Source organism: Jeotgalibacillus campisalis, assembly GCF_000829515.1.
In the GTDB taxonomy this organism is placed as follows: domain Bacteria; phylum Bacillota; class Bacilli; order Bacillales; family Jeotgalibacillaceae; genus Jeotgalibacillus; species Jeotgalibacillus campisalis.
In genome coordinates this window covers 213,789-240,361 of record NZ_JXRR01000017.1, presented here as the reverse complement: position 1 = coordinate 240,361, position 26,573 = coordinate 213,789, and the positions used below count along the sequence as shown (strand labels likewise).

The 26,573-nt window shown below is 41.1% G+C and carries 34 protein-coding genes, 1 pseudogene and 1 other annotated feature; of the genes and pseudogenes, 32 read left to right on the top strand and 3 right to left on the bottom strand.

All coding sequences use genetic code 11. From position 1 onward, the window contains the following. The first annotated feature begins 6 nt into the window (after window positions 1-6). From KR50_RS13545 to KR50_RS18015, 8 genes are all read left to right on the top strand, one after another. Window positions 7-324 (top strand): hypothetical protein, encoded by a 318-nt coding sequence (locus KR50_RS13545; protein ID WP_041059710.1) that lies wholly within the window; start codon window positions 7-9, stop codon window positions 322-324. Between the two features lie 153 nt (window positions 325-477). Further along, on the top strand, window positions 478-2,619 hold the full coding sequence (locus tag KR50_RS13540; protein WP_041059707.1) for a glycosyl hydrolase family 28-related protein: 2,142 nt from the start codon (window positions 478-480) through the stop codon (window positions 2,617-2,619). A 34-nt stretch (window positions 2,620-2,653) separates the two neighbouring features. Beyond that, window positions 2,654-2,920, top strand: a complete 267-nt coding sequence (locus KR50_RS13535; protein WP_041059706.1) for a hypothetical protein — start codon at window positions 2,654-2,656, stop codon at window positions 2,918-2,920. A 78-nt stretch (window positions 2,921-2,998) separates the two neighbouring features. Continuing rightward, complete coding sequence (locus KR50_RS13530) at window positions 2,999-3,661, top strand: hypothetical protein (protein ID WP_041059704.1); 663 nt, start codon at window positions 2,999-3,001, stop codon at window positions 3,659-3,661. A 369-nt stretch (window positions 3,662-4,030) separates the two neighbouring features. Beyond that, complete coding sequence (locus tag KR50_RS13525) at window positions 4,031-4,963, top strand: hypothetical protein (RefSeq protein WP_041059703.1); 933 nt, start codon at window positions 4,031-4,033, stop codon at window positions 4,961-4,963. A gap of 215 nt (window positions 4,964-5,178) precedes the next feature. Further along, on the top strand, window positions 5,179-5,700 hold the full coding sequence (locus KR50_RS13520; protein WP_198134251.1) for a phage holin family protein: 522 nt from the start codon (window positions 5,179-5,181) through the stop codon (window positions 5,698-5,700). Then, on the top strand, window positions 5,697-5,966 hold the full coding sequence (locus KR50_RS13515; protein WP_041059700.1) for a holin: 270 nt from the start codon (window positions 5,697-5,699) through the stop codon (window positions 5,964-5,966). Before KR50_RS13520 ends, KR50_RS13515 begins: the two co-directional genes overlap by 4 nt. Beyond that, a complete protein-coding gene (locus KR50_RS18015) occupies window positions 5,966-7,069 on the top strand; it encodes a peptidoglycan recognition protein family protein (protein WP_052477113.1) in 1,104 nt (367 codons plus the stop codon). Before KR50_RS13515 ends, KR50_RS18015 begins: the two co-directional genes overlap by 1 nt. A gap of 39 nt (window positions 7,070-7,108) precedes the next feature. Here KR50_RS18015 and KR50_RS13505 read toward each other — a convergent pair whose 3' ends face one another. Next, complete coding sequence (locus KR50_RS13505; protein ID WP_041059697.1) at window positions 7,109-7,327, bottom strand: hypothetical protein; 219 nt, start codon at window positions 7,325-7,327, stop codon at window positions 7,109-7,111. Between the two features lie 168 nt (window positions 7,328-7,495). Between KR50_RS13505 and KR50_RS13500 the strand changes: the two genes are divergently transcribed. Further along, window positions 7,496-7,852, top strand: coding sequence for a YolD-like family protein (locus tag KR50_RS13500; protein ID WP_052477112.1), 357 nt, complete (start codon window positions 7,496-7,498; stop codon window positions 7,850-7,852). Window positions 7,853-7,884: 32 nt separating this feature from the next. Here KR50_RS13500 and KR50_RS13495 read toward each other — a convergent pair whose 3' ends face one another. Further along, window positions 7,885-8,073, bottom strand: a complete 189-nt coding sequence (locus KR50_RS13495) for a hypothetical protein (RefSeq protein WP_041059695.1) — start codon at window positions 8,071-8,073, stop codon at window positions 7,885-7,887. A gap of 151 nt (window positions 8,074-8,224) precedes the next feature. On the opposite strand from KR50_RS13495, the pseudogene radC reads away from it, so the two are divergent. The 16 genes and pseudogenes from radC to pheA all read left to right on the top strand — a co-directional run. Next, window positions 8,225-8,530: pseudogene (gene radC, locus KR50_RS13490) on the top strand (RadC family protein); the annotation flags it as partial. A gap of 110 nt (window positions 8,531-8,640) precedes the next feature. After that, complete coding sequence (locus KR50_RS13485; protein ID WP_041059691.1) at window positions 8,641-9,651, top strand: rod shape-determining protein; 1,011 nt, start codon at window positions 8,641-8,643, stop codon at window positions 9,649-9,651. A gap of 32 nt (window positions 9,652-9,683) precedes the next feature. Further along, window positions 9,684-10,571 (top strand): rod shape-determining protein MreC, encoded by an 888-nt coding sequence (gene mreC, locus KR50_RS13480; RefSeq protein WP_041059689.1) that lies wholly within the window; start codon window positions 9,684-9,686, stop codon window positions 10,569-10,571. Next, the gene (mreD, locus tag KR50_RS13475; RefSeq protein ID WP_041059687.1) at window positions 10,568-11,086 is read left to right on the top strand and encodes a rod shape-determining protein MreD; all 519 of its coding nucleotides are present in this window, start codon (window positions 10,568-10,570) and stop codon (window positions 11,084-11,086) included. Before mreC ends, mreD begins: the two co-directional genes overlap by 4 nt. A 35-nt stretch (window positions 11,087-11,121) precedes the next feature. Further along, window positions 11,122-11,805 (top strand): septum site-determining protein MinC, encoded by a 684-nt coding sequence (gene minC, locus KR50_RS13470; RefSeq protein ID WP_041059685.1) that lies wholly within the window; start codon window positions 11,122-11,124, stop codon window positions 11,803-11,805. Window position 11,806: 1 nt separating this feature from the next. Beyond that, a complete protein-coding gene (minD, locus tag KR50_RS13465) occupies window positions 11,807-12,607 on the top strand; it encodes a septum site-determining protein MinD (RefSeq protein WP_041059683.1) in 801 nt (266 codons plus the stop codon). Between the two features lie 152 nt (window positions 12,608-12,759). After that, entirely contained in the window at window positions 12,760-13,458 is a 699-nt protein-coding gene (locus tag KR50_RS13460) for a M23 family metallopeptidase (RefSeq protein ID WP_041059681.1), read from the top strand. Beyond that, the gene (locus tag KR50_RS13455) at window positions 13,448-14,293 is read left to right on the top strand and encodes a M50 family metallopeptidase (protein ID WP_052477111.1); all 846 of its coding nucleotides are present in this window, start codon (window positions 13,448-13,450) and stop codon (window positions 14,291-14,293) included. The genes KR50_RS13460 and KR50_RS13455 overlap by 11 nt, the downstream gene beginning before the upstream one ends. Before the next feature lie 78 nt (window positions 14,294-14,371). Beyond that, the gene (locus KR50_RS13450) at window positions 14,372-15,805 is read left to right on the top strand and encodes a ribonuclease E/G (RefSeq protein WP_041059679.1); all 1,434 of its coding nucleotides are present in this window, start codon (window positions 14,372-14,374) and stop codon (window positions 15,803-15,805) included. A gap of 76 nt (window positions 15,806-15,881) precedes the next feature. Beyond that, window positions 15,882-15,956 (top strand) — a sequence feature (ribosomal protein L21 leader region). 15 nt (window positions 15,957-15,971) lie between these two features. Next, a complete protein-coding gene (gene rplU / locus KR50_RS13445) occupies window positions 15,972-16,280 on the top strand; it encodes a 50S ribosomal protein L21 (protein ID WP_041059677.1) in 309 nt (102 codons plus the stop codon). 11 nt (window positions 16,281-16,291) lie between these two features. Continuing rightward, on the top strand, window positions 16,292-16,621 hold the full coding sequence (locus KR50_RS13440; RefSeq protein ID WP_041059674.1) for a ribosomal-processing cysteine protease Prp: 330 nt from the start codon (window positions 16,292-16,294) through the stop codon (window positions 16,619-16,621). A gap of 16 nt (window positions 16,622-16,637) precedes the next feature. Further along, window positions 16,638-16,928, top strand: a complete 291-nt coding sequence (gene rpmA, locus KR50_RS13435; protein WP_041059671.1) for a 50S ribosomal protein L27 — start codon at window positions 16,638-16,640, stop codon at window positions 16,926-16,928. Between the two features lie 304 nt (window positions 16,929-17,232). Then, window positions 17,233-17,787 carry a Spo0B domain-containing protein gene (locus KR50_RS18010; RefSeq protein WP_052477110.1) on the top strand — a complete coding sequence of 185 codons (555 nt, stop codon included), beginning with the start codon at window positions 17,233-17,235 and terminating at the stop codon, window positions 17,785-17,787. A gap of 20 nt (window positions 17,788-17,807) precedes the next feature. After that, on the top strand, window positions 17,808-19,097 hold the full coding sequence (gene obgE / locus KR50_RS13425) for a GTPase ObgE (RefSeq protein ID WP_041059668.1): 1,290 nt from the start codon (window positions 17,808-17,810) through the stop codon (window positions 19,095-19,097). A gap of 27 nt (window positions 19,098-19,124) precedes the next feature. After that, window positions 19,125-19,580, top strand: coding sequence for an ACT domain-containing protein (locus KR50_RS13420; RefSeq protein ID WP_041059665.1), 456 nt, complete (start codon window positions 19,125-19,127; stop codon window positions 19,578-19,580). A 21-nt stretch (window positions 19,581-19,601) separates the two neighbouring features. Continuing rightward, window positions 19,602-20,459: a prephenate dehydratase gene (gene pheA, locus KR50_RS13415; protein WP_041059661.1), complete on the top strand. Its 858-nt coding sequence runs from the start codon at window positions 19,602-19,604 to the stop codon at window positions 20,457-20,459. A 102-nt stretch (window positions 20,460-20,561) separates the two neighbouring features. Here the strand turns inward: pheA and KR50_RS13410 are convergent, their stop codons facing one another. Next, window positions 20,562-21,101, bottom strand: coding sequence for a transcription repressor NadR (locus KR50_RS13410; RefSeq protein WP_041059659.1), 540 nt, complete (start codon window positions 21,099-21,101; stop codon window positions 20,562-20,564). Window positions 21,102-21,230: 129 nt separating this feature from the next. On the opposite strand from KR50_RS13410, the gene safA reads away from it, so the two are divergent. From safA to queA, 7 genes are all read left to right on the top strand, one after another. Continuing rightward, window positions 21,231-22,439 carry a SafA/ExsA family spore coat assembly protein gene (gene safA / locus KR50_RS18755; protein ID WP_052477109.1) on the top strand — a complete coding sequence of 403 codons (1,209 nt, stop codon included), beginning with the start codon at window positions 21,231-21,233 and terminating at the stop codon, window positions 22,437-22,439. 179 nt (window positions 22,440-22,618) lie between these two features. Continuing rightward, window positions 22,619-23,128, top strand: a complete 510-nt coding sequence (locus KR50_RS13400; protein WP_041059656.1) for a YhcN/YlaJ family sporulation lipoprotein — start codon at window positions 22,619-22,621, stop codon at window positions 23,126-23,128. A gap of 67 nt (window positions 23,129-23,195) precedes the next feature. Beyond that, window positions 23,196-23,504 (top strand): BofC N-terminal domain-containing protein, encoded by a 309-nt coding sequence (locus KR50_RS13395; protein ID WP_052477108.1) that lies wholly within the window; start codon window positions 23,196-23,198, stop codon window positions 23,502-23,504. 176 nt (window positions 23,505-23,680) lie between these two features. Beyond that, window positions 23,681-24,292 (top strand): Holliday junction branch migration protein RuvA, encoded by a 612-nt coding sequence (gene ruvA / locus KR50_RS13390; protein WP_041059652.1) that lies wholly within the window; start codon window positions 23,681-23,683, stop codon window positions 24,290-24,292. A gap of 30 nt (window positions 24,293-24,322) precedes the next feature. After that, the gene (ruvB, locus tag KR50_RS13385; protein ID WP_041059649.1) at window positions 24,323-25,324 is read left to right on the top strand and encodes a Holliday junction branch migration DNA helicase RuvB; all 1,002 of its coding nucleotides are present in this window, start codon (window positions 24,323-24,325) and stop codon (window positions 25,322-25,324) included. After that, entirely contained in the window at window positions 25,321-25,524 is a 204-nt protein-coding gene (locus KR50_RS13380; RefSeq protein ID WP_052477107.1) for a DUF2905 domain-containing protein, read from the top strand. The genes ruvB and KR50_RS13380 overlap by 4 nt, the downstream gene beginning before the upstream one ends. 17 nt (window positions 25,525-25,541) lie before the next feature. Further along, window positions 25,542-26,567 (top strand): tRNA preQ1(34) S-adenosylmethionine ribosyltransferase-isomerase QueA, encoded by a 1,026-nt coding sequence (gene queA / locus KR50_RS13375; RefSeq protein ID WP_041059646.1) that lies wholly within the window; start codon window positions 25,542-25,544, stop codon window positions 26,565-26,567. Window positions 26,568-26,573: the final 6 nt, after the last annotated feature.

Sequence of the window (26,573 nt, the reverse complement as noted above, 5' to 3'; positions counted from 1 at the left end):
ATCATAGTGAAACGTTTAAAAAATGGATCTGAAATCTATGAAGCCGATAAGATTGTATTTAAAGGGAACACGATGACCGGATGGAGTCAAGAAGGGGATGTGCTCTTTTGCTTTAAAGGGGTACGCAACTTTGAATCGTTTGAGCTGCTGGATGCTGCCGACTGGGATGAAGCAGAGCCTGATCCGGCTGAACAAGTAGAGGATCTTAAACGACGGCTGGCAGGAACGGAAATCGCTATATTAGGTTTGATGGAGCTGACGGCGGCAGGAGGTGACAGTAGCGATGTTTTACGATCTACTCTTAACTCTATGGCAAGAAAATAATTTGAGTGAAGATCGTTTAAGAAAACTTGTGCCAATGTTTATTACTGTCGAACAAGCAGATGAGATTATCGCTCACCCACAAAATACAGAAGAATAAAAGACGAGCGCCTACCGAGGTGCTCTTTTTTGTTGAATAAAAAAGGAGGATGCGGAATGTACAATGCCGCCATAACCAGTATCGAGTTAGTGGAAGGTGGATCTATAATCCGGCAAGGGCATCACTTTAGCTTGGCGCTGGCACCAAGAAACGCTGAGGGAGAAATCGTGGACCTGACCGGAAAAGAAATAGATCTTGTGATTTATAAAAAAGGATCAGGCATTCTCTATGAGAACTCTGCATCTTTTGATTCAGCGAACAAAGTTATTCGGGTCCAGGTAACTGAAAACATTGGATACGGCGAATTATTCATGGAATTTACCGCAACCGATCCGAACGATCCAAATTACCGGGAAAAGTTTCCGTCAAATAATCACGAAGGAAAGCTGACTGTAAATAGAGGTTCGGATGATCTTGACTATATTGGCGTTAAAACGATCACCGCGGATCAACTGAGACAAGAACAGCAAGCCTTGCAGAATCAGTACCAGGCTGAAATTGATCCGAAGATACAAGATATACTCACAAGAGCTGAATCCCTACAAGAGGAATTTCATGCAGCTGTTGGGGGCGTTACAGAAGATTCAGAGGTCATATTAGCCCGTCAAGGATTCAATACTTTAGGCGATAAAATCACAAGTATTTCCGGGGCGTTGGCTGATGCGGGCGCACTTGTTGGACAGAAAACTTTATTGCCGACATGGTTACAAGAGGACGTGTATAACGTTCTTAAAAAACATAACGACTATTTACGAGACTACGGAATTAACGTTAAACAGCCACCTTACAACGCTGTAGGCGATGGCACTACAGATGATACCGCAAAAATTCAGGCTGCAATCGATTATATCGAATCGATCGGAGGGGGAATCGTATATCTGCCAAAAGGCGGCTTTTATATTCCCGGTAACGTATATGTCAAAAATCCAAACGTTACTATTGCAGGGGTAGGGACTTTATACCGAGGTGCCGTAATAGTTGGGCACGAAACGCAGATAAAAACACTGAATTTTAAAATAAACGGTGTAGAAATTGACGGTGGAAACGTAAGTAACGGAAAAAACGGAATAGAAATACGGAATGCACGCGTATTAAATATATCGTGTCGCTTTCAAAACTTGGATAAAGCGATTTATATTCAGAAGGTTTTCACGAACACAAATCAGCACACCAATAAGCTTACGGTTGAAGGATGTACATTCACAAATACCAGTTATAACCTATACATGGATCGCCATTCTGATAATGGAGTATGGGCAGTTGGTGACGTTAAAATGATAAACAATAACCCGTGTCGAGCATTTATCACGAATGTGTTTGGACTAAATGTGGATGGATTTACTTCGATAGGAAACGAGTATTTTCAAAGTTCTTATAACGATAAGAGCCAGATCAAAAAACATAATATTTACCTCGACTTCTGTAACTGGGTATCGATTGGATTCGGCGACAAAATGTTTGAAGCTGGCGAGGAAGCGATCCTTATCAGTCGATTCGAAAACCTTGAAATTATAGGCGCTAATATCGCATGGCCTGGACAAAAGAAAATATCATCCGGCATTCGTTTAGATATAGGCGGACGGTCAGCAAACACAATTAGACGTTGTGATTTCACTCTCACAGCTAACATCATTAAAATGCCGACTAAGCACGGAATTGAGATAAACGATCAAGTGGGCGGCGGTGCAATCGTTGCGAATACGACTCGATCAGCTGGGGATATTTCGTTTTATTATGGTGACGGAGTTAAAACAACCGCACAGCTACAAGCGGAACTAGATGCTGCTCCTCACTACGGAGTGACTACGGGTGTGAATACGTCATATAACAACATCGTGGCAAACGTATCGTCCAGTAATACGAATCTTGTGCAAGGTATTGAAAACTTTATGCAAGGGAACATGGAGTTCGGTCGAGTCGTACCATTCACGAATCGCGTTCGTCAACATTTCAGCGGATCATCAATCGACATAGCTGGATATGAAGAGTTACAATTGCGTGCGACTGCTCCGGTATCATTGACGGACATAACAGGCGGGTTTAACGGGCAGTTACTGTTTTTAGTAGCGTACAATAATAACACTACTATCGTACATGATAACGCAAAGATTAGGTTATCTGGTAAGACTAACGTAAACTTGCAGACCGACGGAACAATTCTTTTACGGAGAAGCAGCAACGTGTGGTATCAAGTATAAATTAACTTAAGCACTAGTATAAGGAGGGGAATTTATGGCTTTTAAAATAAATCGCCAGATAGATGTTTTTGGAGAACTTGCTACATTAAATTGTTACACAGTCATCGTCAACATAAGAGGGGGAAAAGATTTTTTGGCATTAGAAGTAGAAGATCAAAGATTTGATAACAGGGAGATAAAAATAGACTCAAAGGAATATTGGTTTACCCCTTCTGTAAAAGATGGCTCTGAGAATTTTATTAAACAGGGTTATGAACACTTGAAAACTTTAGATGAATTTGAAGGCGCGGTAGATTATTAACAAAACTGTTGGAAGTAAAATAAAGGAATTCTCCTTTAATGTCGAATAGATAGTTAAGACATGAAAGGAGGTTAAATAATGAATATCGAAGATATAGACATCTACAAAAGTGAAGTTTTGGGCTTATATTTGCACGAATTATATTCCTTGAGCACATCTATCGAAAAGGAATGTGAAGAAATTTTTAAAGAGGCTAAAATACCAGAAGGAGGTCATATGATTCAGGTTTCACCGGAAATTCATGCGAAAATTAATAACATTGTTATTAATAGTGCAAATATAAAGAAGTTGATTTCTACATCTAAAGAAAAAAAGAAAAAAGAGAGTGCTAAAACTTTCAAAATGAGAAGTCAACGCGCTGAGATGTTTAAAGACTTACTAGAAAAACTCAACTTGAAAGAAATATTAAGGACTGATGTTAGGAATAAACTAGAACATTTTGAAGAATATCTCGACAAGATGTCACTAGAATTGATGGACAACAATTCAAAGATTAAAACTGATTATCCGGCAGCTACTTATAACATAGTTTTTTCTGATTGGGGAGCGATTACCCCTCCCGTTTACCCTCTACGACTGTATATAGCAAATGAGAGAATTTATTACCATTTGGACTGGAGCATGGATATTGGAAAGGTATATCAGGAAACAAGAGCAATTAATAAGAGGTTAAGCGATTTAGATTATTTCACTGACGATCCAGGCGGAATGTTGATCGTATTTAAGAATACAGATAAATAGAGAGGTGCTGTGATAGTGAGGCTCACAGTTAAATGAGGAGTCAAAGCGTAATAGCTAGACCACTAGGAAAAGAGGAACTAACAGCCTCTCTTATAATAGAACAAAACGCCCTTATAATAGTAATTAACAAAGGGGTGGTCTTATGCTTTATGGTGAGATTTTATATAAATGGATCAAGAACGAAATATCTATACTGGAGGTTTACAGTTATATAGGTAAAACGATTACTAAATCGCAGGCGGAGGACATAATTTCCACGAAGCAGAAATCGTAGCTTAGGAACAAATGGTGAGGTAATGAAAATTAAAATTTATTAGAAGGAATACCACCCTCTATTGCCGAATTTAGGGTGAAAGAGGGAGCGTGAGTATGATTGATATTAGATACTTTTCAGATAATTTAAAAATCCTTTATAATGATACAAGTGTCTTATTTGAGAAAATAAGTATTGAAATAGTTGATAATTTTGAGGATGATTCATTTGGTGATACTTCTGAAGTAATGGGGTCTCAAAGCATTAATAACAATGAAGTAATTATAAAAATACATGAGAATTGGAACAATGAATACGTTATTTCACATGAGTTACTCCATGCATATTTTATAGGTCAAAACTATCCTGATCATATATACCATGGTAAGTTCAATGAATCTATAAGAACCTTAATGATCGCTCGACAATCAATATATAACACAGTACTACACAAGTTAATTATTAGGGAACAACAAAGACGGGAAATTAATATTGATGAAGAATTAAACCAACAAATACAAAATATTTTACTAACAAATGTTGCTGAAATTAAAAAGGATTCTATGGTTAATCCAGGGTTGGTTCTTAAATTGTTTGATTTACTTGTATTATATGATTTTCGTAAAGAAGAATTTGAAAAGTTCCTAATAGAAACATGTCCTAGAGAATATAAGTTTGCAAAAAGATTAGCAAATATATGCCTTCAAAATGAATACGATAATCCTTTTAAGACTAGACAAATTATAGTTAAGGTGTTTAAGAAATTCGACTTGATTTTAAAAGAACTTGGTCTTCCTGTTTTACATTTAAACAAATGGATTGAGATTGGATTCGTACCAAGAAAATATCAATTGAATAGTAGTCTAGAAAACACTTTCTTTATAGAGGAAACTATCATATCTGACATGACTGCCTATAGATTAATAAGCAAGGTTGATGATCAGCTGTCATATGTAGTCGCAAAAACTCATTACAAATTAGATGAGATGCGTAAAATGCTATTAGAAGATTTTTATAAAATTTTTAATATCAAGTATACATTAAGCTAAGAGTTTATTTAATGACATCTTTTTTTGTCTCGGAAGAACGAAATCAGTCCGCTCATAAGCGTTACACATAAGCATCCCACTGGGGTGCTTTTTTCATTGACCTTTAAAGGGGTGGTGCGATGGAAGATATGATTTTAGCAAAGGAGATCAGAATGAAGGGGGATCATAGATGTTGGAAGGAGAAGGGGAATATGTTGCGGTGGGAGGTTTTTGCTGTGAAAGGAGTAATGTCCTTGATTACAGGTTTTAGTTTATATGTAGCTGGAGTGATTAACGAGGTGACTGTCATCCTCGTTTTTTTTATGTTTCTGGATTTTGTATCCGGAATCCTAAGGGGATGGCTAACCAAATCATTAAACAGCACGATTGGTCTGGCGGGATTGATTAAAAAGTTTGCGGTCATTGTAATATTGGCCATGACAGCTGGACTTGAATATTTCTTTGTGCAAATGGGACAGGACACAGGAGGGCTGATCATCTTAACGGTGAGCAGTTTTTTTATTGTCAACGAAGGACTGTCTATCATGGAGAACTGCGCCCAGCTCGGCTTGCCTATTCCTCCAGTGCTTTATAACTCTTTAGAGAAATTGAACCGGGATCCGTCAGGGAAAGAGCAGGCCATTTTGCGTGATCCGCTGTTAGACAAAATAGATAAGGCGGTCCTTTTGAAAGAAGTAAAGCAGCAACATCACGAAATAACCATTCAGGAAGATAAAAAGGAGGAAGATGTGAAATGACAGCAGTACTTATTTTTGCAACGGTAATCGCCCCTATCGTTTTAGCAGCAATCGAGGTAATAAAAAGGACCGCACCAATACCAAAAAATTATCTTCCACTCATTGCCTTGGCAGTGGGTATTTTTATTGGTTATGCAGCCAGTCAATTTACAGATTTAGATACCACCTTACGATTATGGGCAGGTGCGTTTGCAGGGTTATCTGCTACAGGCCTTTTCGAGTTAACGAACAAACGCGAGGGCGTTACAAAGGAGGAAAATGAATAATGGTAGCTATAAATTACAGAGTTGACCACGTAAAGAAGAACAAATATAGCCGACCAGGAGATAAACTCCTTAAAGTGCAGGCGGGTGTGATTCATTACACAGCAAATAAGTATGCAAATGCAGAGGATCACCAAGTATATTTTGATGGGGATGATGGTGGCGCTTATCGATACGCAGGAGCGCATATCTTTATTGACAAACATGAAGCCGTAGAGATCATCCCTTTGGACGAGGTAGCTTACCATGCTAATGAGCGCAAAGCTGGTCCGTTATTACCTTCATTAAAAGCATCAACATCGTTTTATCCAGGAGGTAACGCAAACCTTCTTACCATCGGACTCGAAATGTGCATTGAAGAGGATGGGACGTTTCATCCTGATACGATCGCTAGGACACAATTAGTTTGTAAGAGGCTACAAAAACAGTTCCCGGCTTTAAGGGATACTAAAAACAGATTCGTCCGACATTACGACATTACCGGTAAAAACTGCCCTGCTCCATATGTGGCAAGTCCGTCTGCATGGAACGCTTTTTTAGCTGGGATAGATGCTCCGGTTATAGAGGCGCCAAAAGTAGTGGTGCCGCCAAAACCAAAATACAATTCTAAATATACTTCAAAACCTGAAGAGCGTTTAGGTACGGTTGTTTTAAAAGGCACGACAATGAATTATCGTACGGAACCTGATATTAATGCCCCTATTGTTAAACAGCTTCCGGCTTATCATGGGGCTGATCCTGAGCGTCCTGTCCATTTATATGAGGTTAAAGGTGAATGGCTACGTTTAGGTAGAGGATGGATCAGTAACGCCAAAGGAGCTTATGCGGTTGTTAAGTTATACGATAAAAAGGAGGAAGAGGAAATGAAAAAACAAGTAATAGTGGTCAACGCAACAGATGATTTTCCTGCAGCATTACGATTGAGCAACCGTATTGGAGCTGGTCTTGTAAGTTTGTTTAATGCTAAAAAAGAGCAATACGCAAAAGAGGCTATTGTTGTTGGTGGATCCGCAACTGGTATTAAGGCAGACAAGGTAACAAACTTATCAGGAGACAGTTATTTTACGACTGCAGCAAAAGTAGATGAGTACATCAGCAAACTTTAAAAGGAAATCCCCTCCGCCTAAATGGTAGAGGGGATTTTATTATTTTAGATGGACCGAATTGCAGGATTTATTAATATCAATAATGAATTTGAAGTCTTTGTACGGTGTATGCTTGAAGGATAGAGCTACTTGAGGATTATCTGAGAGGTAAGTATCATCGTGAAATTCCACGATACAATCTTTTTCTTTAAAAACAGATTCTACTAAGAGTACAAAATCATGGCGCTGCTTAATTTGGTCAAACGGTATTGTAGCCATATATAACCTCCTATGATTGATGGCTCAATTATAAAATATATCATTGGAAAAAAATAATAAATTTTTTTGAATGTGTTGAACGTAAAAGTACTACAGTTAAATTACATATATTTCAAGTTGTTAAAAGGGAACGTATGTTCTATAATAAGTCCAACAGGGGGCGATGGTATGAATCGAGATCGTGGTGATATTAAATGGGCATCTGCAATGATGCTGCCCGAACTGGCGAAAGGTTTGGCAGAAGCAAAAGCAGAGTATAATCGAATCGAAAAGCCGGTATTAGATGAGCAAATGTTAATGGAGTTTGAATTTACGATAAATCAGGCGATCCAACACAACCTTCTATTAAAGGTTGACTACTTTATCAATGGACAAATCCAGTCAGTTGAAGGCTATGTACTCTATATCGATTATCACTCACGCAAATATCGCTTCGAAACTAAAAACGGTGACCCATACGAATTTAGCAACAATGATCTTGTGGCGGTAAATGCGCTCCAAGAACATATTACATTTGACGAATAAACCCCTACTCTAAGAGCAGGGGTCTTTTTTTATTAGCCGTTACCTATTCCACCAGCACGTCCTGGACCTGGTGAACTTACCTTCTGTCCATTCTCCATATCTCGTTGAATTAGTCGTTTTACATATGTTGAGAAGTATTTATTATTTGAAGCATAGTCATACATTTGTCTTTCGATTGGATCATCTACATTAAATGCTACACTTTTTACTTTTTTAGTCACATGATCAGCTCCCTTTTTATTACTTTAACATTACCATAGTATTATTGTCAGTTGATTACAAGCCCACCAAATTTGAAGGGTTTAATTGTAACTTTTTCTTATATGAATCCGTCTATCTATGGGATGCTATAATATCTTTTGTATTTATGGTTACTTTACATGCTTGTATTTAAATACAAAAAATCAGGTGATGCATCAGCAGACCATTTTCATTGGCAGCCTGAATGCTTCAATTGTTCACCCTAGAGAAGTTTTTAAAGAAGCTTTTAGAAGGTCGGCCGCCTCTATTGTTTGTGCGCATAATCATCCGAGCGGGGACCCGGCGCCATCGAAGGAAGACATTGATGTGACGCGCAGGCTGGTTGAATGCGGGAAGATGATCGGCATTGAAGTGCTCGACCATTTAATCATCGGAGACAAGAAGTATGTCAGCTTAAAGGAAAAAGGGTATATGTAACTCTGTTATTTTAATCCTGGGTGATATATAATAAAAGCTATGGTTTTTGCAAGAGTGCTAGAATCAAGTCAGGCACTTTTTAGCAGTGGAATTAGAAAGGGAGATACTCCATGTTTGGATTTGGATCAAAAGATATTGGAATCGATTTAGGAACAGCAAATACTCTCGTTTACATAAAAGGGAAAGGTATTGTTGTGCGTGAGCCATCTGTTGTGGCTTTGCGGCAGGATACTAAAGATATTGTTGCGGTGGGAAATGAAGCAAGAAATATGATTGGAAGAACGCCAGGGAACATCGTAGCGCTTCGTCCTATGAAAGATGGAGTCATCGCCGATTTTGAAACGACTTCCACGATGATGAAATATTATATGAATCAGGCATTAAAAAACAGCGGATTTTCTTCCCGCAAGCCTTACGTCATGGTTTGTGTACCCTCAGGAATCACCTCGGTGGAACGCAGGGCAGTGATTGATGCAGCACGCCAGGCGGGAGCCAGGGATGCTTTTCCCATTGAAGAACCTTTTGCAGCCGCAATAGGTGCGAATTTGCCGGTTTGGGAACCGACTGGCAGCATGGTCGTGGATATCGGTGGAGGAACAACAGAAGTAGCTGTTATTTCATTGGGCGGTATTGTGACAAGTGAATCTATTCGCGTAGCAGGGGATGAAATGGATGATTCTATTATCTCTTATATTCGAAAACAGTATAATTTAATGATCGGCGAGCGTACAGCTGAGACAATCAAGATCGAGATTGGATCTGCCATTGTATCTGATGAACCAAGAGAAATGGACATTAGAGGACGTGATTTATTAACTGGACTGCCAAAAACAATTCAGATTGCAGAAGCAGAAATTACACAGGCCTTATCTGACACCGTAACATCTATTATTGAGTCGGTTAAAAGCACGCTTGAAAAAACCCCTCCAGAGCTTTCAGCTGATATTATGGATCGGGGAATTGTGTTAACAGGAGGCGGTGCACTTTTGAGAAAACTGGATCAAATGATTACACAGGAAACAGAAATGCCGGTGCATATTGCCGAAGAGCCTCTTGACTGTGTAGCAATTGGAACAGGTAAAGCATTGGACAATATTGATTACTTTAAAAAGCAAAAATAATCGCGTTAACTTTAATTGAGGTGTTTTAAACCATGCCCCCATTTTTTATGAACAAACGACTTATTGTGCTCTTGCTTAGTATTATTCTCCTGGTTGCGCTCATTGGTTTTTCCCTGGGCGAAAGAGATAAAATTTCCTGGCCGGAGCAGTTTGCCAAAGATATTATCGGTTTTGGACAAAATATTGCTTCTAAGCCAGCCGGATACACAAAAGGCATCATCGAAAATGTACAGGATTTAACCAATACCTACTCTGAAAATCAAACGCTGAAGGCGCGGTTGGAAGAGTTGGTGCTTCTTGAAACCCAGGTAAGTGATTTAAGCCGTGACAACGAAGAGCTTCGCGCGATCGTAGACATCGAAGAAAATTTACGGGATTTCAGTGTCGTGAATGCGACGGTCATCGCAAGAAATCCTGAACAATGGCAGGAAACGATTATTATTGATAAAGGTCAGATTAATGGAATCGAAAAAGATATGGCCGTTCAGACAGCCAGTGGAATGATTGGCAGAGTAAAAGATACAAGCCAGTTTACTTCTACTGTTGAACTGTTAAGTGCAAGAAATCCAAATAATCGCGTTTCTGCTTTAATTCAATCAGAGGAATCAAATGTATTTGGTCTGGTAGAAGGCTTTGATATTACGCGGGATGAATTAATGGTTAAGAAGATTCCGTTTGATGAGGAAGTGGAAATCGGGTCAAAAGTGATTACATCCGGATTAGGCGGGGTTTTTCCAAAGGATCTGCTAATTGGGGAAGTCACAGAAGTATCGTCGGACGAATACGGACTCACGCAAACGGCCTTTGTTAAACCGTCCTCAAGCTTATATGACCTTGAGCATGTGATGGTTATTGAGCGGTTATCAGCAGGCAAAGATGAAATTGAAGAAGACAGCCAGGATGAGGAGGAAGAAGAATGACGCGTTTAATTCTTCCGATTCTTGGCATTATTATTTTTTACAGTGAAAGTATTTTTGCTACTTTCTCTCCAATCGAAGCGTATGGCGAAACCCGATTTCTCGTTCCGCGCTTTTTGTTTATATTTATCTTGCTCCTTAGTGTGTACTATAAACCTAGAACAGCTTATATTTATGGTTTTACCTTTGGGCTTATGTATGATGTGTTTTTTACAGGTATTATCGGCATTTATATGTTTTTATTTCCTTTATTAATCTATGTTGCTTTATTTATACTGAAATTAATTAACCAGAACCTTCTCCTTGTTGGTCTGCTCGGGCTTTTCCTTATTGCGCTCATGGAATGTGCCGTGTATCAGTTCAACGCGTTGATCGGGGTTGCTGGAATTGACTTTACAACGTTTCTGACACAACGATTATACTCCACACTGCTTTTTAATTCTTTATTTTTGCTGCTGCTGGCCTATCCGTTGAAATCATGGATAGGGAATTTGCAGCATGCGCATTTGGAGGACTAAAAAGTAAGTGAATGCAAGGGTATTGAGGTGAAAAAATGGGTAATCGGCAAAATGTCATGATTAAAGGTACAAAAGATGGCTTCATTTTAAAACTGGATGATCGCTGCGGCTATGAACTGTTAAAAGAAGAATTGATCGAAAAATTATCTGTGCAGTACAAGGCGATGGACGATCAACACGCGATATCAGTAAAAATTGAAGCGGGAAACCGCTTTTTATCCGAAGATCAGCAAGAAGAATTGAGAGAAATTGTTAAAAGTCAAAAAAGCCTGATTGTGGATGAAATACAAAGTAATGTGATTACAGTGGATTTGGCAGAACAAATTATCAGACAGCGCCAAATGTCCACTATCTCAGGAATTGTCCGGTCCGGTCAGGTTATTGATGTGGAAGGTGATTTCCTGCTGATTGGAGATGTAAACCCCGGGGGGATGATCAGAGCCGGCGGGAACATTTATATCTTGGGAACGCTAAAGGGAGTGGCTCATGCCGGATGCTATGGAAATGAAGATGCTGTGATCGTAGCGTCTCAAATGCTGCCGTCGCAGTTAAGGATATCCAAGTATTTGAACCGTGCGCCGGACCCGGTTAAAAATGATGATGATTTACATGAAATGGAATGCGCCTACATAGACGACACTGAACAAATCGTGGTGGACCGCCTGCAGGTTTTAAGGCACGTCAGGCCATCCATTACGAATTACAAAGGGGGAATGTAAAGTGGGCGATGCAATCGTTATTACCTCTGGAAAAGGCGGAGTAGGAAAAACGACCACTACCGCAAACCTTGGAACCGCTATAGCGATGCAAGGAAAAAAAGTATGCTTAATTGATACAGATATTGGCTTGCGAAATCTGGATGTCATTCTCGGGTTGGAAAATCGAATTATTTATGATCTGGTCGATGTAATTGAAGGTCGGTGCAAAGTGCATCAGGCGCTGGTAAAGGATAAACGCTTTGATGACTTGCTTTATTTGCTTCCGGCTGCACAAACCAGTGATAAATCAGCGGTGGCCCCGGCTCAGATGAAAGAGCTAGTGGATGACTTAAAACAGGACTATGATTATATCCTGATAGATTGTCCCGCAGGCATTGAACAGGGCTATAAAAATGCGATTGCTGGCGCGAACAAAGCGATTGTGGTGACAACTCCTGAGCGTTCCGCCGTTCGTGATGCAGACCGGATTGTCGGACTGCTAGAACAGGAACAAATCGATCCTCCTATGCTGATTATTAACCGGATCCGCAATCACTTAATGGAATCCGGGGACATGCTTGATATTGATGAAATCACAAATCATTTATCCATTGATCTTCTTGGTATCGTTGTCGATGACGATCAGGTAATTACGGCATCGAATAAAGGCGAGCCTATTGCAATGAACCCGGATAATAAAGCTTCCATCGCTTACCGGAATATCGCCAAGCGGATATTAGGAGAATCCATTCCGTTAATGTCCCTGACAGAGGAGAAAAAAACGTTCTTTCAAAAGTTATTAGGCCTTTTATCTAAAAAGTAACCGCAGGCAAGCAATCATTTACTATCACTTTTAAATAAAAGATAAAAACTCATAAACTGACCTCCTTCGCTGAGGGGTCAGTTTTTTCATATTTTTCTTTTCTTCGCCATATGGTTAAAGTACAGAACCTGCGAAAAAAGAGGAGTGAAAAGATGAGGCATCCATCATTGATTAAAATACAAGCAGCTGAGAAACGAAAAGGAAGAGGCCGGAAAGTATCCGACCGTAAGACTTTACCAACAATGAAGAAAGAGACACTGCAGACTCCTCCATCAGACCAGGCATACTGGTTTGTGAACAGGCTGTTAGTTAAGTCAATTGTATCAGTCGTAATTGTTGCAGCTGCACTGTGGATTCATGATCATCCAAACCTCATTCCTGATAAAGTAAAGGAACCGATTATTACTTTAGCAGCTACAACTTTTTCTTTTGCTTCCCTGCAGGAAAAATGGGGAGGCTATCTTGGATATGGCGAAACGGGGCCGGAATCAAGTGTTTATAGTTCAGAATTGTTGTATGCGGCTCCAGTTTCATCATTTTCTGATTCAACCATGTCCAAGCAGGGTGATCAGCTCGTTATCTCAGCAGATATGGGTGAAAATGTTTATGCTACCGAGTCAGGAATTGTTCTTTACATAGGTACTAATGAGAAAATGATGGTCATTCAGCACGCCGATGATAGAGAAACAATATATGAGCGGGTCAATCCTGCAGCATTCCGCCCGTTTGATCATGTGCAGCGAGGTCAAATTATTGGACAAGTTCTGGATGATGAAGGGTTTATGTTTTCTGTGCGGGATAAGCAAGGCTTTGTGGATCCAGCTGATTTGTTTTTAGAAAATGAAGAGTAAAGCAGGGGTTACATTATCAATTCATCCTTTAACCTGGATGCTGGCCGGAATTTCATTTTTGACCGGCCAGTTTGTTTCTTTTTTTGTTTTATTTGCGATAATTGTGATCCATGAATTCGGTCATACAGCAGCTGCATGGTACTTTCGGTGGAAAATTGTTTCCATTTCACTTCTGCCGTTTGGAGGGAAACTGGAGGTGGAAGGTATATTAGACCGCCCGTTATCTGAAGAACTTGCAGTGGTCGCAGCAGGTCCGATTCAGCATCTTCTTATAGGGGCTGCAGCGTTTTTTCTTCTGCAGGAGTGGACCTATTATGCACTTTTACAGCAAATAAATCTTGCATTGCTTCTATTTAATATACTTCCCATATGGCCGCTTGACGGCGGGCGGATTTTATTTTTAATTTTAGCTAAAATTATGCCTTATAAGCAGGCTGTCAAAGAAACTCTCCTCATCAGCATAACGGGAACGTTGATCACTTTTTTAGTTGTCTTTTTTTCTTTTGGCTTGACCGTTCAATGGGTGTTTATTTTGGTGTATGTTGCTTTTAGCTGCGTTTTACAATGGAAGCATCGACACATGCTCGAAAGACAATTCTGGCTTGAACGATTAACAAAGCACACGCCGGCTTCTCATCTGCCTCGTATGATCAACATTACTATGCAGGCCCCAATCAGCCAGGTATTATCTACATTAAAAAAAGGTCAGCGGGATATGATTATCGTTAAAAATAAACAAAAAACAATTGCCTTGATTCCGGACCATGCCATCATAGAATATTATTTTAAGCATGGAAATTCGTCCCGGACCGTATCTTCCCTTCTTCAAAGTTGAGCGTCTTCCCTTGCTCGATGATCTGTCAATCATGCTATACTGCAACTAACAGATCAATTTGAGAGGAAGAAAGGCATTTTGGAAAACCATATTATCATTAATGCACGAGAACGAGAGAAAAGATGGATATTATCACAAGGAAATAAAGTAATAAGATACGAAATTTATCCTCCTGATCAGCCCTCTAAGGTCGGCAATGTCTACGCTGGAATTGTGCATTCAGTCAAGTCTTCATTAAATGCTGCATTTGTTTCTTTTGACAACGGCAAAAATGGCTACCTGTCCTTAAATGAAATTCCTTGGGCAGGGAAAAATGAAACAATCCAATCCGTTCTTCACCAAGGTCAGAGAGTAATGGTGCAGGTCCGAAAAGACGAATCAAACACTAAAGGTGCACTCTTAACTTGCAATGTAGAATGTACAGGCATCGGAATGGTGTATTTTCCATACGGGAAAAAGGCAGCGGTCTCAAAAAAAATTGAACATAATACAACGAGACAGAAGGTTATGGACTGGGCCGCTAATCAGCTGGAAGAAAAGGAAGGCTTAATCGTTCGAACCGAAGCAGAAGGCATGACGTTTGAACAATTAACGATTGAATTGCAGAACCTTAGAAAAACAGTAGGAAAGTGGAAACAAAAAGTGATGGATTTCAACTCATCCAATAGAATTGTCTTCGAACGCTCAAGCTTCAATGACAGCCTGGAAAAAGTGATGAGCCTGCATAAAGAAGGGATTGTTTCAGTGGATGACACGTCAGTCTGCCGCAGCCTGCAGGAAAAGGTTTCGGCAAACCCTTCTTTAAACTGGCGCTTTGAACCTTATAGTGGAGAAGAAAATATTTTCCATTTTACAGGCTATCATTCGATCGAAGAAAAGACCTTTAAAAAAATTGTATGGCTTAATGACGGGATTTCAATTGTAATAGAGAGTACCGAGGCCATGACAGTGGTGGACGTTAATTCTGGGAAGCTTGCAAAGTCGGGTGATAATCGAGAGACAATCCGCAAAATAAATGAGCGGGCTGCCCTCGAAATCATGCACCAGCTTCAGCTAAGGGATATTAGCGGCATTGTGGCCATTGACTTTATTAACATGGCTGAGCAGGAAGATTTAAATTCAGTCACGAGGCTTATAAAAAAACGGGCTGCTTCCGACTATAAACATCTTGAAGTGATCGGATTTGCTCCATTAAGCTTATTTTTACTTACCCGAAAAAAAACGAAGCCTTCATTAGAAGAGCTGAGAACGGTACGATGCCCTGTATGTGACGGAAAAGGGAAAGTGCTGTCCCCTGAGTCTTTAGCTTTTCAATTGGAACGTGAGCTATTTGAGAAGCGTAGAGAAATTGATTCAGCTGCAGATATAGAAGCAACCACCGATATTATTTCTGCTTTTAATGGAAGGGAAGCGTCATTTATAAAGGAGTTTGAGCAAGTCGTTGGATTTTCGATTCGTTTTAAAGAGATTACGCACAGTCATCCTTTTTATTCGATTCGCCGTCTTTCTTGATTTATTCAATCTGTCGAAAATACGTTGACATGACCAATTCATTTATGATAACATTCATATGTTACTGTTTGTAGCACCCGTGCTACAACCGCGCATTACAGGTTTAAGTATCGTTAAGATCACCTGTTAGATGGCGAGTCTGAGTGATTTAAGGAGGTGCAAGAGAATGTACGCAATTATTGAAACTGGCGGCAAGCAAATTAAAGTTGTTGAAGGTCAAGAAGTTTACATCGAAAAGCTGAATTTTGAAGCTGGTGAAGAAGTAACATTTGACAAGGTTTTATTCGTAGGCGGAAGTGATGTGAAAGTTGGTAGTCCATTAGTGGATGGAGCAACTGTAACAGGTACTGTTGAAAAGCAGGGTCGTGCTAAAAAGATCACTGTTTTCAAATACAAGCCAAAGAAAAACCAACATCGTAAACTAGGTCATCGTCAACCATACACGAAAGTCGTGATTGGCAAAATCAACGCATAAGGTTGGATGATATGATACAAGTGATCATTGAGCGTGACGGTAAACGTATAAAAGCTTTTCAGATGGATGGACATGCTGACTGGGATGAGTCAGGAAAAGATCTGGTTTGTGCCGGAGCTTCTGCTGTATCATTTGGAGCTGTGAATGCAGTCTATGCACTCACTGCTGCAGAACCGGTCATCGAACAATCCCCTGATGGAGGCTACTTGCGAATTGATTTCCCTTCTAATACCGAACCGGCTGATGATGAGCGGGTTCAGTTATTACTTGAAGGAATGATCGTATCGTTGCAAACGATTGAACGTGAGTATGGTCAATATATTAAAATAACCTTCAAATAAGTGGGAGGTGGAGTAAATGTTAAGATTAGATCTTCAATTTTTCGCATCGAAAAAAGGAGTAGGTTCTACTAAGAACGGTCGTGATTCAATCTCAAAGCGTCTAGGCGCGAAGAGTGCGGATGGACAGTTTGTTACAGGTGGTTCTATCCTTTTCCGTCAGCGTGGAACTAAGATTTATCCTGGAACCAACGTAGGACGCGGAGGCGATGACACTCTTTTCGCTAAAGCAGACGGCGTAGTACGCTACGAGCGTGTTGGCCGCGATAAGAAAAAAGTCAGCGTATATCCTGTTGTTCAGGAAGCGTAAGGTATAAGAAACTCTGGCCGTATTCGGTTAGAGTTTTCTTTTTTTTCAGCTCAGATGCCATTCACTAATGCTAAAATCTCAGTGCAATGGATGGATTTTTGTACTGAATAGGATGCTTGATATAGTGACCGGTCTTGTTTATTTATTTCATGCCAAAGTGTTCGGTTCCTGCTGCTAAAAGCACTCTTATCCATCATGTGATAAGAATTCTTTTAACAGCAGGAGGAGGCAACTTTTTTTAGAAGTCCAGCTAAGGTTTTGGTATACTTAAGTACAGGAAATTGGTGATGGTAGGAGGATGCTGATGAAGGATGCAGCTCATGCACTTGAATTGCTTCAGCACAGTCGACATGATTGGATGAATCGTTTACAAATGATTAAGGGCAATTTGGAATTAGAGAATATTGATCGCGCGAAAGAAGTTATCGAAGAAATAATTATTGAAGCCAGGCAGGAAGCTCAGCTGTCTTTACTTGGAGCTCCAATGCTATGTGAATGGCTGTTAACCTACAATTGGAGACGGCGGTCTGATCTTTGCTTGAAATTTGAGCTTTTGAATCATGGGAAAATTCCTAATGAAATGGATTCTCCTATCTTTACATGGTTAAGGAACGTTGTTGGCAAAATAGAAACAATGGTTCCAGCTCGTGCAAATAATGAATTATATTTGATTTTTCAAGTGGATGAAGGAAATTTGTCTTTCTTTATAACACTAGAATATGAAGGCGGACCATTAAGTTCATCGCCGATTGAGGCATTGGCTGTATCGGAAGGGCCTCAGTTAAAATGGAATGAATACTCTAACGAATCATTTATCGTAGAGACTTCATTCACTTGGGCAATGCAGCAGGAAAGATAGAGAAATAAGGAGGATCACATATGTTTGTTGATCAGGTTAAGATTTATGTAAAAGGTGGAGACGGCGGAGATGGAATGGTTGCATTCCGCCGAGAAAAATATGTACCAAAAGGCGGTCCGGCTGGCGGAGACGGAGGCCAGGGTGCGAATGTTATTTTTATCGTTGAAGAAGGATTAAGAACACTCATGGACTTTCGGTATCAGCGCCATTTTAAAGCGCCTAAAGGTGACAATGGCATGTCGAAAAATCAGCACGGCCGTGGCGCCCAGCATATGATCGTCAAAGTTCCGCCCGGCACAGTCGTAAAAGATGAAGCCAGCGGGGAAGTAATCGCCGATTTAACCGAGCATGGCCAGCAGGCTATCATTGCCAAAGGTGGTCGTGGAGGCCGCGGGAATTCCCGTTTTGCTACACCTGCCAACCCTGCACCTGAGCTTTCTGAAAAAGGAGAACCTGGACAGGAACGCGAAGTAATCATGGAGCTTAAGCTATTGGCAGATGTTGGACTGGTTGGTTTCCCAAGTGTAGGAAAATCTACACTGCTCTCTGTTGTTTCTTCTGCGAAGCCTAAAATTGCAGAATATCATTTTACTACGATTGCCCCGAATTTAGGGATGGTGGAATCAGAGGACGGCAGAAGCTTTGTCATGGCGGATCTGCCAGGTTTAATTGAAGGCGCTCATACAGGCGTCGGACTCGGTCATCAGTTTTTGCGTCATATAGAACGCACACGTGTAATTGTCCATGTTGTGGATATGTCCTCCCTTGAAGGACGTGATCCGTATGAGGATTATGTGACGATTAACAATGAATTAAAAGAATACAATCTTCGTCTAACAGAACGGCCTCAAGTTGTTGTCGCCAACAAAATGGATATGCCGGAATCTGAAGAAAACTTGAAAATCTTCATGGAGAAGATGGGCCCGGACGTCAAAGTGTTTCCGATCTCTGCCATTTCAAGACAAGGATTAAAAGATTTAATTTACACTGTTGCGGATCTCATCGAACAAACACCTGAATTCCCGCTGCAAGAGGCAGAAGTGGATGAGACCATTAACCGTGTTTTATACAAACATGATGGAGTCCAGGAAGAGTTTAAAATTTCCCGTGATTCGGATGGCAGCTTTGTTATTACCGGTGATTCGATTGAGCGTCTGTTTAAGATGACAGATTTCAGCCGGGAAGAATCCATTCGCCGTTTTGCCCGTCAGCTTCGAGCAATGGGTATTGATGACGCTTTGCGCGACCGTGGAGCGGAAAATGGTGATACTGTTAAAATCGTTGAATTTGAATTTGATTTTGTAGATTAATTAGACCTAAACATAGGAGTGAAGAAGGTGACAAAAAAGATACTGGATGAAAAATTTTATCTGGTCAGGGAAGATATTCTTCCTGAAGCCATGAAAAAAACGCTCGACGCAAAAGAATTGCTTGAGCGTGGAAAAGCCGATTCGGTATGGGAAGCGGTGAGGCAAGTCGATCTTAGTCGAAGTGCTTTTTATAAATATCGCGATACGGTTTTTCCTTTTCATACAGTGGTAAAGGAGCAGATCATTACGCTCTTTTTTTATTTGGAGGATCGATCGGGCACTCTGTCGGAACTCCTTGGTGTTGTGGCTTCCTGTCAGTGTAATATTTTAACGATTCATCAGACAATTCCGCTGCAGGGAAGAGCGAATGTGACTTTATCACTGAATGTAACCGATATGGCGGTATCCCTGGATGAAATGATGTCAAGACTGAAGCGTCTTGAGTTTGTGGAAAAAGTTGAAGTGCTTGGATCAGGTGCTTAACCATTTAAAAGAGGTGATCAGATGAAAATCGCATATTTAGGACCTGTTGCTTCTTTTACGCACCATGCAGTAAAGAAAGCCTTTGCAAAGGACGAACTTGCTTCATATGATACCATTCCTGATTGCCTGGAAGCCCTGACTGCATCTCAGGTAGACAGAGCAGTAGTTCCGCTCGAAAATGCTCTTGAAGGATCTGTTCCTATTACAGTTGATTACCTTTTCCATGATGTGGACGTGCATATTACAGCAGAACTTGTGTCCCCAATCGAACAGCATTTGATGGTACATCCATCTAATTATTCGAGATGGGAGGATGTAAGCAAAATCATGTCTCATTCTCATGCGCTTGCACAATGCCATAAGTATCTTTATTACCGTTTCAGAGGCAAAACGCTGCAGCCATCGACATCAACAGCCGCGGCAGCTCAGTATGTCAGTGAGCATCCGGATGAAAATGCAGGTGCAATTGGCAACGCTCTGGCAGCGCGTACATATGGATTAACGATTGTGGAAGAAAACATACATGATTTTCATTTCAATCATACTCGTTTTGTTGTGCTGTCACGCGAGGCTTCAGCAGACCGGCTGACTCTAGAAGGTGGATCCCAAAAATCAACTCTCATGGTTACGCTCCCTTCAGATGACCGGCCAGGGAAGCTGCATCAGGTACTTTCAGCTTTTTCATGGCGTCATTTGAATTTAAGCAAAATAGAATCACGTCCCCTTAAAACGGGATTAGGCAATTATTTTTTTATAATAGATGTTGAACAGGCAATGGAAGGCGTGTTAATGAAAGGGGCTATTGATGAACTCGAAGCCCTCGGCTGTACAGTTAAAGTGCTCGGCAGCTATCATAAATACTCAATCCCTGCCAATTAAAACTGCTGAGAAAAAACTCTGCAGGCTGCGAGTAAACTTAAAAAGCCGCCGAATCATCCGCAAACTCCGGATGATTCGGCGGCTTTTTTTTGATGGAATGGGTTAATCCTTCACAAGGATGCCGGCTTCATCAAGAGTGTCCTCGATCTTATGGAGGATGGCTTCTGATTCGGCTTCAATCTCATGAAGATGGATACCGTCGGTTAATTGAGACAAAAAAGAGGCATCAGTTGAATTGATTTTATTCATAAAATTCTTAACGTCTGTCACTGTATGCAGCATCATGGAGGCCGTTAAATCTCCATAAACGGGATGCTCGATGGAAACATTAATAATAGATGCGCCGCCTTGGACAATCATCATCATTTCTTCTTCCGACTGCTCTGGTGTATGACGGCATACAATGGTTTTAGCAACTTTTGCGTTTTGTGGCTGCTGCGGCATAAACAAATAGCCCTGACTGGTTGCAAGTATAGGCTCCTGCTTCGCTTTTAATAATGTTATATCACTTACAATCACCTGTCTGCTGACATTCGTACTTGAAGCAAGTTCTCCTCCCGTTATAGGGGACTGAGAGTTTTTTAGCGTATCTAAAATCTTCTGTCTTCGGATTTCCCCATTTATTTTCCGGTCCCTTGGCATTAATCCAACCTCTTTCATGAAAATGTTTGTCGTTATTGTATCATAATGCCCCTTTTGTTAGATAAAAAAGTGGCAAATATCCGCGTTAATCATAGGATATAAAGAATGATCTATAGAGGAGGGAATAGTGTGAAGATTCATGTTGTCCAAAAAGGAGATACATTATGGAATATTGCCAAAAAATATAATGTTTCTTTTGAAGAGCTTAAAGCAGCGAATACGCAGCTTTCTAACCCGGATATGATTATGCCTGGCATGAAAATCAAAGTGCCATCCAACAGTAAGGCTAAGAAAGAAGTGGTTGTTAAGGAGACGGTTGTAAAAGAATCAGTGGTTGAGCATCCTTATATGGATCAAAAGCCAAAAATGCAGTATCAACCCATGCCGATGCCAATTCCACAGCAAAAGCCAATAATGATGCAGCCGGAAATTGATATCCATCAAACGTACAACCTGCAATTGCATCAGTCTCAGCCACACTATAAGCAGCAGCAGCCTATGCCAATGCCGATGCCGATGCCTCATATTCCGGCACCGGAGCTGCCTAAAGCACCTTCACCTAAAAAAGAAGTAAAAAAGGAAGTTAAAAATGAAATGAAAGAAAAACCTGCAGTTAAAGGAACTCAAGAAGGCATGATGCCGCAGATGCCGGAAGATTGTCACCCGGTTACACCTGTTATGCCGGGAGATGGTTTTGATTATCCATTTCCACATCCAATGGGCATGCCTCAAGTTCAAGGAACTCAAATGATGCCTCACCCGCATCATGAAATGCATCAAGATCACGCTATGATGCATCATCCTCAGGTGCAGGGAGCTCAAATGATGCCGCCACCGCCTCAGGATTGCATGGAAATGTCTCAATGGAATCCACAACAGACAGCCGGTGCAGGCCAGCATATGAAGAAACCGTGCGGCTGTGGAAACAATATGAATCATCACCCTATGCATCAAATGAATCAATGGGGTCAGCCAATGCCTTACGGCAACCATCCGCATATGGGCTATGGACCTGGGCCTGGAATGAATCAACCTTTTATGGGCATGGGGAATATGCCGCAAATGGGCCAACCTGACCAGGGGATGAGTGGAAGTCAGGATATGATGAACTGGCAAGGGATGCCTATGATGAATGGGCAAGGAATGCCTATGATGAACGGACAGGGAATGCCTATGATGAACGGTCAAGGTATGCCTGGAATGATGAGTGGCCAGGGAATGGATCCAACTATGATGAATCAAGGTCCCGGAATGATGAGCGGACAGGGATTTGAACCATACGGAATGCCTGGCATGATGCAGCCGATGCCGCGTTTTTATGAGGAACAAGACGAGTAAACCAATTGTTTAAAATGATGAACAAAGAACGGTATGAATCCTGATCTTATCAAATAGAGAAGACGGTTACTACGTCTTCTTTTTACATAATTTGAATCGACAATATTTGGAGAGATCCTGAGCGAATGAACCCGCACATTTTATCAAAAGCTATCCATAAACAAATGGAGGGCAATCAAATGAAAAAATATGCGGGACTTTTATTAATGACGTTTATGATTTCAGGCTGCTATGCAGACTATAAAGGTGTAGACCCCCATCAGCAGCCACCCGTGCTTTCAAGAGAAAACGATCGGTTTGATCAGAACGAAGACCGGGACATAGCTGAGCTGGATGGTTTGTGGGTACAGAATTCAGGAGCGAGGGATGAAATTCATCAGGGGGAAATTTCAGATCACCTGGCGGAATTGGTAAAAAAAATAGAGGGTGTGGACTATGTCAAAGTGATTGTGCATGATAATGAAATCGCCGCTGCAGTCACGCACTCAAATGAACAAGATGTAGAAGAGGAAGTTTATAATGTGGTCAGGGAGCAGGTTGGAGATGAATTTCACATCTATGTGTCACAGGATAAAGCAACCTACCGCGCAGCTCAGGGATTGGATCGGGGGCTTCGTATCGGCTATGATGAAAAATGGGAACATGAGAACATGGAAAATTTAAAAGGATTAATGACAAAAATGTCATAGCCGTATTGCCTTTTTATGTATAATGCAGTCACTGAATAGGGACACTACTCTTAAGGAGGTGTTCGAATTGAAAAAAGCTGCAAGCAAATTGATTCTCACGAGTTTTATCTTATTTACAGCACTTGGGTTTACTCATCACTCTGCCTATGCAGAAGCAGACCATTCGATATTCGTAACGCTTGAAACCATCTACGAGGATGGAGATAAAAAAGTGGAAACCCGAACTGAAAACGTACAATCCATGGAGGATTTCTGGGCAAAATATACAGCCTGGCAACTTGTTAACATGTCAAAAGAAGAAGTGGTTTTCAGATCTCAAGTACCCGAGTTGTCACCTCTTACCATTTTCAGTGGATATAGCTCTGTATCACCTTAAAACAGCCGACTTTCCATGCCGGTTGTTTTTTTATTTTAGGTCATTCTTGATGAAGTAAACAAAAAGGTCTGTTAAGATAAGAACAGACGTTTTGTTTAACTGTCACAAATTCATAAAATTATTTGAAGGTAAAAATATGATACAATGAAGAATGGACTTGAAGGAGCGAAAATGTAATGTATGAATACATAAAAGGCGAAATTGCATACATAAGTACGGAATATATTGTGCTGGACCACCAGGGGATTGGCTACCAGCTGTTTATGCCTAATCCCTTTGTTATGTCGCAAAAACAGGGTCAATCTGCACAAATTTTCATTTATCAGCATGTACGTGAAGATCAGATCTCCCTGTTTGGCTTTCCCTCCATGGAGGAAAAACTGCTATTTATGAAACTTCTCAATGTTTCAGGAATTGGACCAAAAGGGGCGCTGGCTATCTTGGCATCCGGTGCGCCGGAGCAAGTGATACAAGCCATTGAAGACGAAAACGAGACCTTTTTAACGAAATTTCCAGGCGTAGGAAAGAAAACAGCCAGACAAATGATTCTGGATTTAAAAGGAAAACTTCAAGATGTGGTGCCTGATTATTTTCCTAACCTTTTTGCAGATCCTGACCGGAACACCTTCACAGATAAAAAAGAGCTGGAAGAAGCGCTGCTTGCTTTAAAAGCACTCGGTTATTCAGAGCGGGAAGTAAAGAAATTGGAACCGACACTGCGGAAAGAAACCTTAACGACGGATGAATACATTAAAAAAGGATTGCAGCTGATGCTGAAGCTTTCGTAACAAAACGAGAAAGCGGAGGGGGATCGTAGAATGGAAGACCGGATTCTATCAAGCGAAGCGGAAAATACTGAAGAACAATCGTTTGAACAAACGCTGCGGCCGCAGCTTCTTGAGACATATATTGGACAGGACCGTGTTAAAAGCAATCTGGAGATTTTTATACAGGCTGCAAGAAACAGAGAAGAAACACTTGACCATGTTCTCCTCTATGGTCCTCCTGGTCTTGGGAAAACGACACTGGCTGCTGTTATTGCGAATGAAATGGGCGTAAATATGCGTACGACCGCAGGCCCGGCTATTGAACGGCCCGGAGATCTGGCAGCCATTTTGTCGTCACTCGAACCTGGCGATGTGTTATTTATTGATGAAATCCACCGTCTGCCAAGAGCAATTGAGGAAGTCCTATACCCGGCCATGGAGGATTTTTGCCTTGATATTGTGATAGGCACCGGGCCAAGTGCGCGTTCAGTCCGGCTGGATCTTCCACCGTTCACGCTAGTAGGTGCCACGACAAGAGCTGGAGCTATCTCCGCGCCTTTACGGGACCGCTTCGGTGTTTTAAGCAGGCTTGAATATTACGAAGAAAAAGATTTGGTGACGATCGTTGAGAGAACATCAAGTATTTTCCAAACAGAAATCGATCGCGAGGGTGCACTTGAAATAGCGAGAAGGTCGCGTGGAACACCTCGTATTGCCAATCGATTATTAAAAAGGGTGCGGGATTTTGCCCAAGTCAGAGCAGAAGGGGCCATTACCTTTCCGATTGCCCAGGAATCTTTAGAGCTTCTTCAAGTGGACCAGCTTGGACTCGATCACATTGACCATAAACTCCTTCGCGCCATAATTGACCGATTCAAGGGCGGTCCTGTGGGGCTCGATACCATCGCTGCAAGTATTGGGGAAGAATCTGCTACAATTGAAGATGTTTATGAACCTTATTTGCTGCAAATTGGATTTCTGCAGCGCACCCCAAGAGGAAGAATGGTAACGGATAAAGTATATCAGCATTTTAAACTGGAGATGCCGCAATGACCATTCCAAAAACCATTATGCTTATTGGGGCCGTGCTTCTTGCAGCAGGATTTTTGATGCAATTTATTAAGCTGGGCAGGCTGCCCGGCGATTTTGTTATAAAACGTGAAAATATGACCATTTATTTTCCAATTGTTACATCGATTCTCATCAGTGTAATTTTAACTGGAATTTTCTTTATTATCGGTCGCTTTCGCTAAAGATAGGAGTAAAGATATTGAATATAAATGATTTTGACTTTTATTTGCCTGAAGAACTGATCGCTCAGGTGCCGCTGCAGGATCGGACTTCGAGCCGCTTAATGGTGCTTGATAAACAAACGGGCGGCATTTCACACGAGTCGTTTCGCTCCATTGAATCCTATCTTCAAAAAGGAGATTGCCTTGTTTTAAATGACACCAAAGTATTGCCTGCCCGTTTAATTGGAGAAAAGGAAAATACGGGTGCCGCCATTGAATTGCTTCTCTTGAAACAAGTGAACGGTGATCAGTGGGAAACACTTGCCAAGCCGGCTAAACGAATAAAAGTTGGAACAACGGTTGTGTTTGGTGACGGAGAGCTTAAGGCGGTCTGCACATCTATTGGAGAGCAAGGTTCAAGAATAATGGAGTTTTCGTATGAGGGGATCTTTTATGAATTGCTTGATCATTTAGGTGATATGCCGCTGCCCCCTTATATAAAAGAAAAACTGGATGACAGGGACCGGTATCAGACAGTTTTTGCTAAAGAAAGAGGTTCAGCCGCTGCTCCGACTGCAGGGCTGCATTTTACAGATGAGCTGCTCGAGACATTAAAGCAAAAAGGTGTAAACATCGCCTTTATCACCCTGCATGTTGGGCTTGGAACGTTCCGCCCTGTATCGGTTGATTCCATTGAAGAACACGATATGCATAGTGAATACTACCAGTTAAATGAAGAAACTGCTCAATTACTGAATCAAGTGCGTAAATCTGGCGGTAAAATTATTACGGTTGGAACAACATCTACAAGAACGCTTGAGACAATTGCCGATTCGGATGGTTTGTTCCGTGCATCAAGCGGATGGACAAATATTTTTATTTATCCTGGCTATACTTTCAAGGCAGTGGATGCACTGCTGACTAATTTTCATTTGCCTAAGTCGACGCTGATTATGCTCGTCAGTGCACTTGCAGGACAAGATGAGACGCTTTTAGCCTATCAAGAAGCAGTAAAGGAAAAATATCGCTTCTTCAGTTTCGGCGATGCGATGCTAATAAAATAGAAGGGA

Excerpts from the sequence above, each read along its gene's own strand:
- KR50_RS13530 (WP_041059704.1), top strand. The coding sequence starts at position 2,999 with ATGAATATCGAAGATATAGACATCTACAAAAGTGAAGTTTTGGGCTTA.
- KR50_RS13505 (WP_041059697.1), bottom strand. The coding sequence starts at position 7,327 with ATGGCTACAATACCGTTTGACCAAATTAAGCAGCGCCATGATTTTGTA.
- rpmA (WP_041059671.1), top strand. The coding sequence starts at position 16,638 with ATGTTAAGATTAGATCTTCAATTTTTCGCATCGAAAAAAGGAGTAGGT.
- ruvB (WP_041059649.1), top strand. The coding sequence starts at position 24,323 with ATGGAAGACCGGATTCTATCAAGCGAAGCGGAAAATACTGAAGAACAA.
- KR50_RS18015 (WP_052477113.1), top strand. The coding sequence starts at position 5,966 with ATGGTAGCTATAAATTACAGAGTTGACCACGTAAAGAAGAACAAATAT.
- mreC (WP_041059689.1), top strand. The coding sequence starts at position 9,684 with ATGCCCCCATTTTTTATGAACAAACGACTTATTGTGCTCTTGCTTAGT.
- rplU (WP_041059677.1), top strand. The coding sequence starts at position 15,972 with ATGTACGCAATTATTGAAACTGGCGGCAAGCAAATTAAAGTTGTTGAA.
- KR50_RS13525 (WP_041059703.1), top strand. The coding sequence starts at position 4,031 with ATGATTGATATTAGATACTTTTCAGATAATTTAAAAATCCTTTATAAT.
- KR50_RS13540 (WP_041059707.1), top strand. The coding sequence starts at position 478 with ATGTACAATGCCGCCATAACCAGTATCGAGTTAGTGGAAGGTGGATCT.
- ruvA (WP_041059652.1), top strand. The coding sequence starts at position 23,681 with ATGTATGAATACATAAAAGGCGAAATTGCATACATAAGTACGGAATAT.
- KR50_RS13500 (WP_052477112.1), top strand. The coding sequence starts at position 7,496 with ATGAATCGAGATCGTGGTGATATTAAATGGGCATCTGCAATGATGCTG.
- KR50_RS13485 (WP_041059691.1), top strand. The coding sequence starts at position 8,641 with ATGTTTGGATTTGGATCAAAAGATATTGGAATCGATTTAGGAACAGCA.
- mreD (WP_041059687.1), top strand. The coding sequence starts at position 10,568 with ATGACGCGTTTAATTCTTCCGATTCTTGGCATTATTATTTTTTACAGT.
- KR50_RS13460 (WP_041059681.1), top strand. The coding sequence starts at position 12,760 with ATGAGGCATCCATCATTGATTAAAATACAAGCAGCTGAGAAACGAAAA.
- KR50_RS13535 (WP_041059706.1), top strand. The coding sequence starts at position 2,654 with ATGGCTTTTAAAATAAATCGCCAGATAGATGTTTTTGGAGAACTTGCT.
- KR50_RS13400 (WP_041059656.1), top strand. The coding sequence starts at position 22,619 with ATGAAAAAATATGCGGGACTTTTATTAATGACGTTTATGATTTCAGGC.
- KR50_RS18010 (WP_052477110.1), top strand. The coding sequence starts at position 17,233 with ATGAAGGATGCAGCTCATGCACTTGAATTGCTTCAGCACAGTCGACAT.
- KR50_RS13410 (WP_041059659.1), bottom strand. The coding sequence starts at position 21,101 with ATGCCAAGGGACCGGAAAATAAATGGGGAAATCCGAAGACAGAAGATT.
- minC (WP_041059685.1), top strand. The coding sequence starts at position 11,122 with ATGGGTAATCGGCAAAATGTCATGATTAAAGGTACAAAAGATGGCTTC.
- KR50_RS13440 (WP_041059674.1), top strand. The coding sequence starts at position 16,292 with ATGATACAAGTGATCATTGAGCGTGACGGTAAACGTATAAAAGCTTTT.
- KR50_RS13455 (WP_052477111.1), top strand. The coding sequence starts at position 13,448 with ATGAAGAGTAAAGCAGGGGTTACATTATCAATTCATCCTTTAACCTGG.
- pheA (WP_041059661.1), top strand. The coding sequence starts at position 19,602 with ATGAAAATCGCATATTTAGGACCTGTTGCTTCTTTTACGCACCATGCA.
- KR50_RS13380 (WP_052477107.1), top strand. The coding sequence starts at position 25,321 with ATGACCATTCCAAAAACCATTATGCTTATTGGGGCCGTGCTTCTTGCA.
- KR50_RS13515 (WP_041059700.1), top strand. The coding sequence starts at position 5,697 with ATGACAGCAGTACTTATTTTTGCAACGGTAATCGCCCCTATCGTTTTA.
- obgE (WP_041059668.1), top strand. The coding sequence starts at position 17,808 with ATGTTTGTTGATCAGGTTAAGATTTATGTAAAAGGTGGAGACGGCGGA.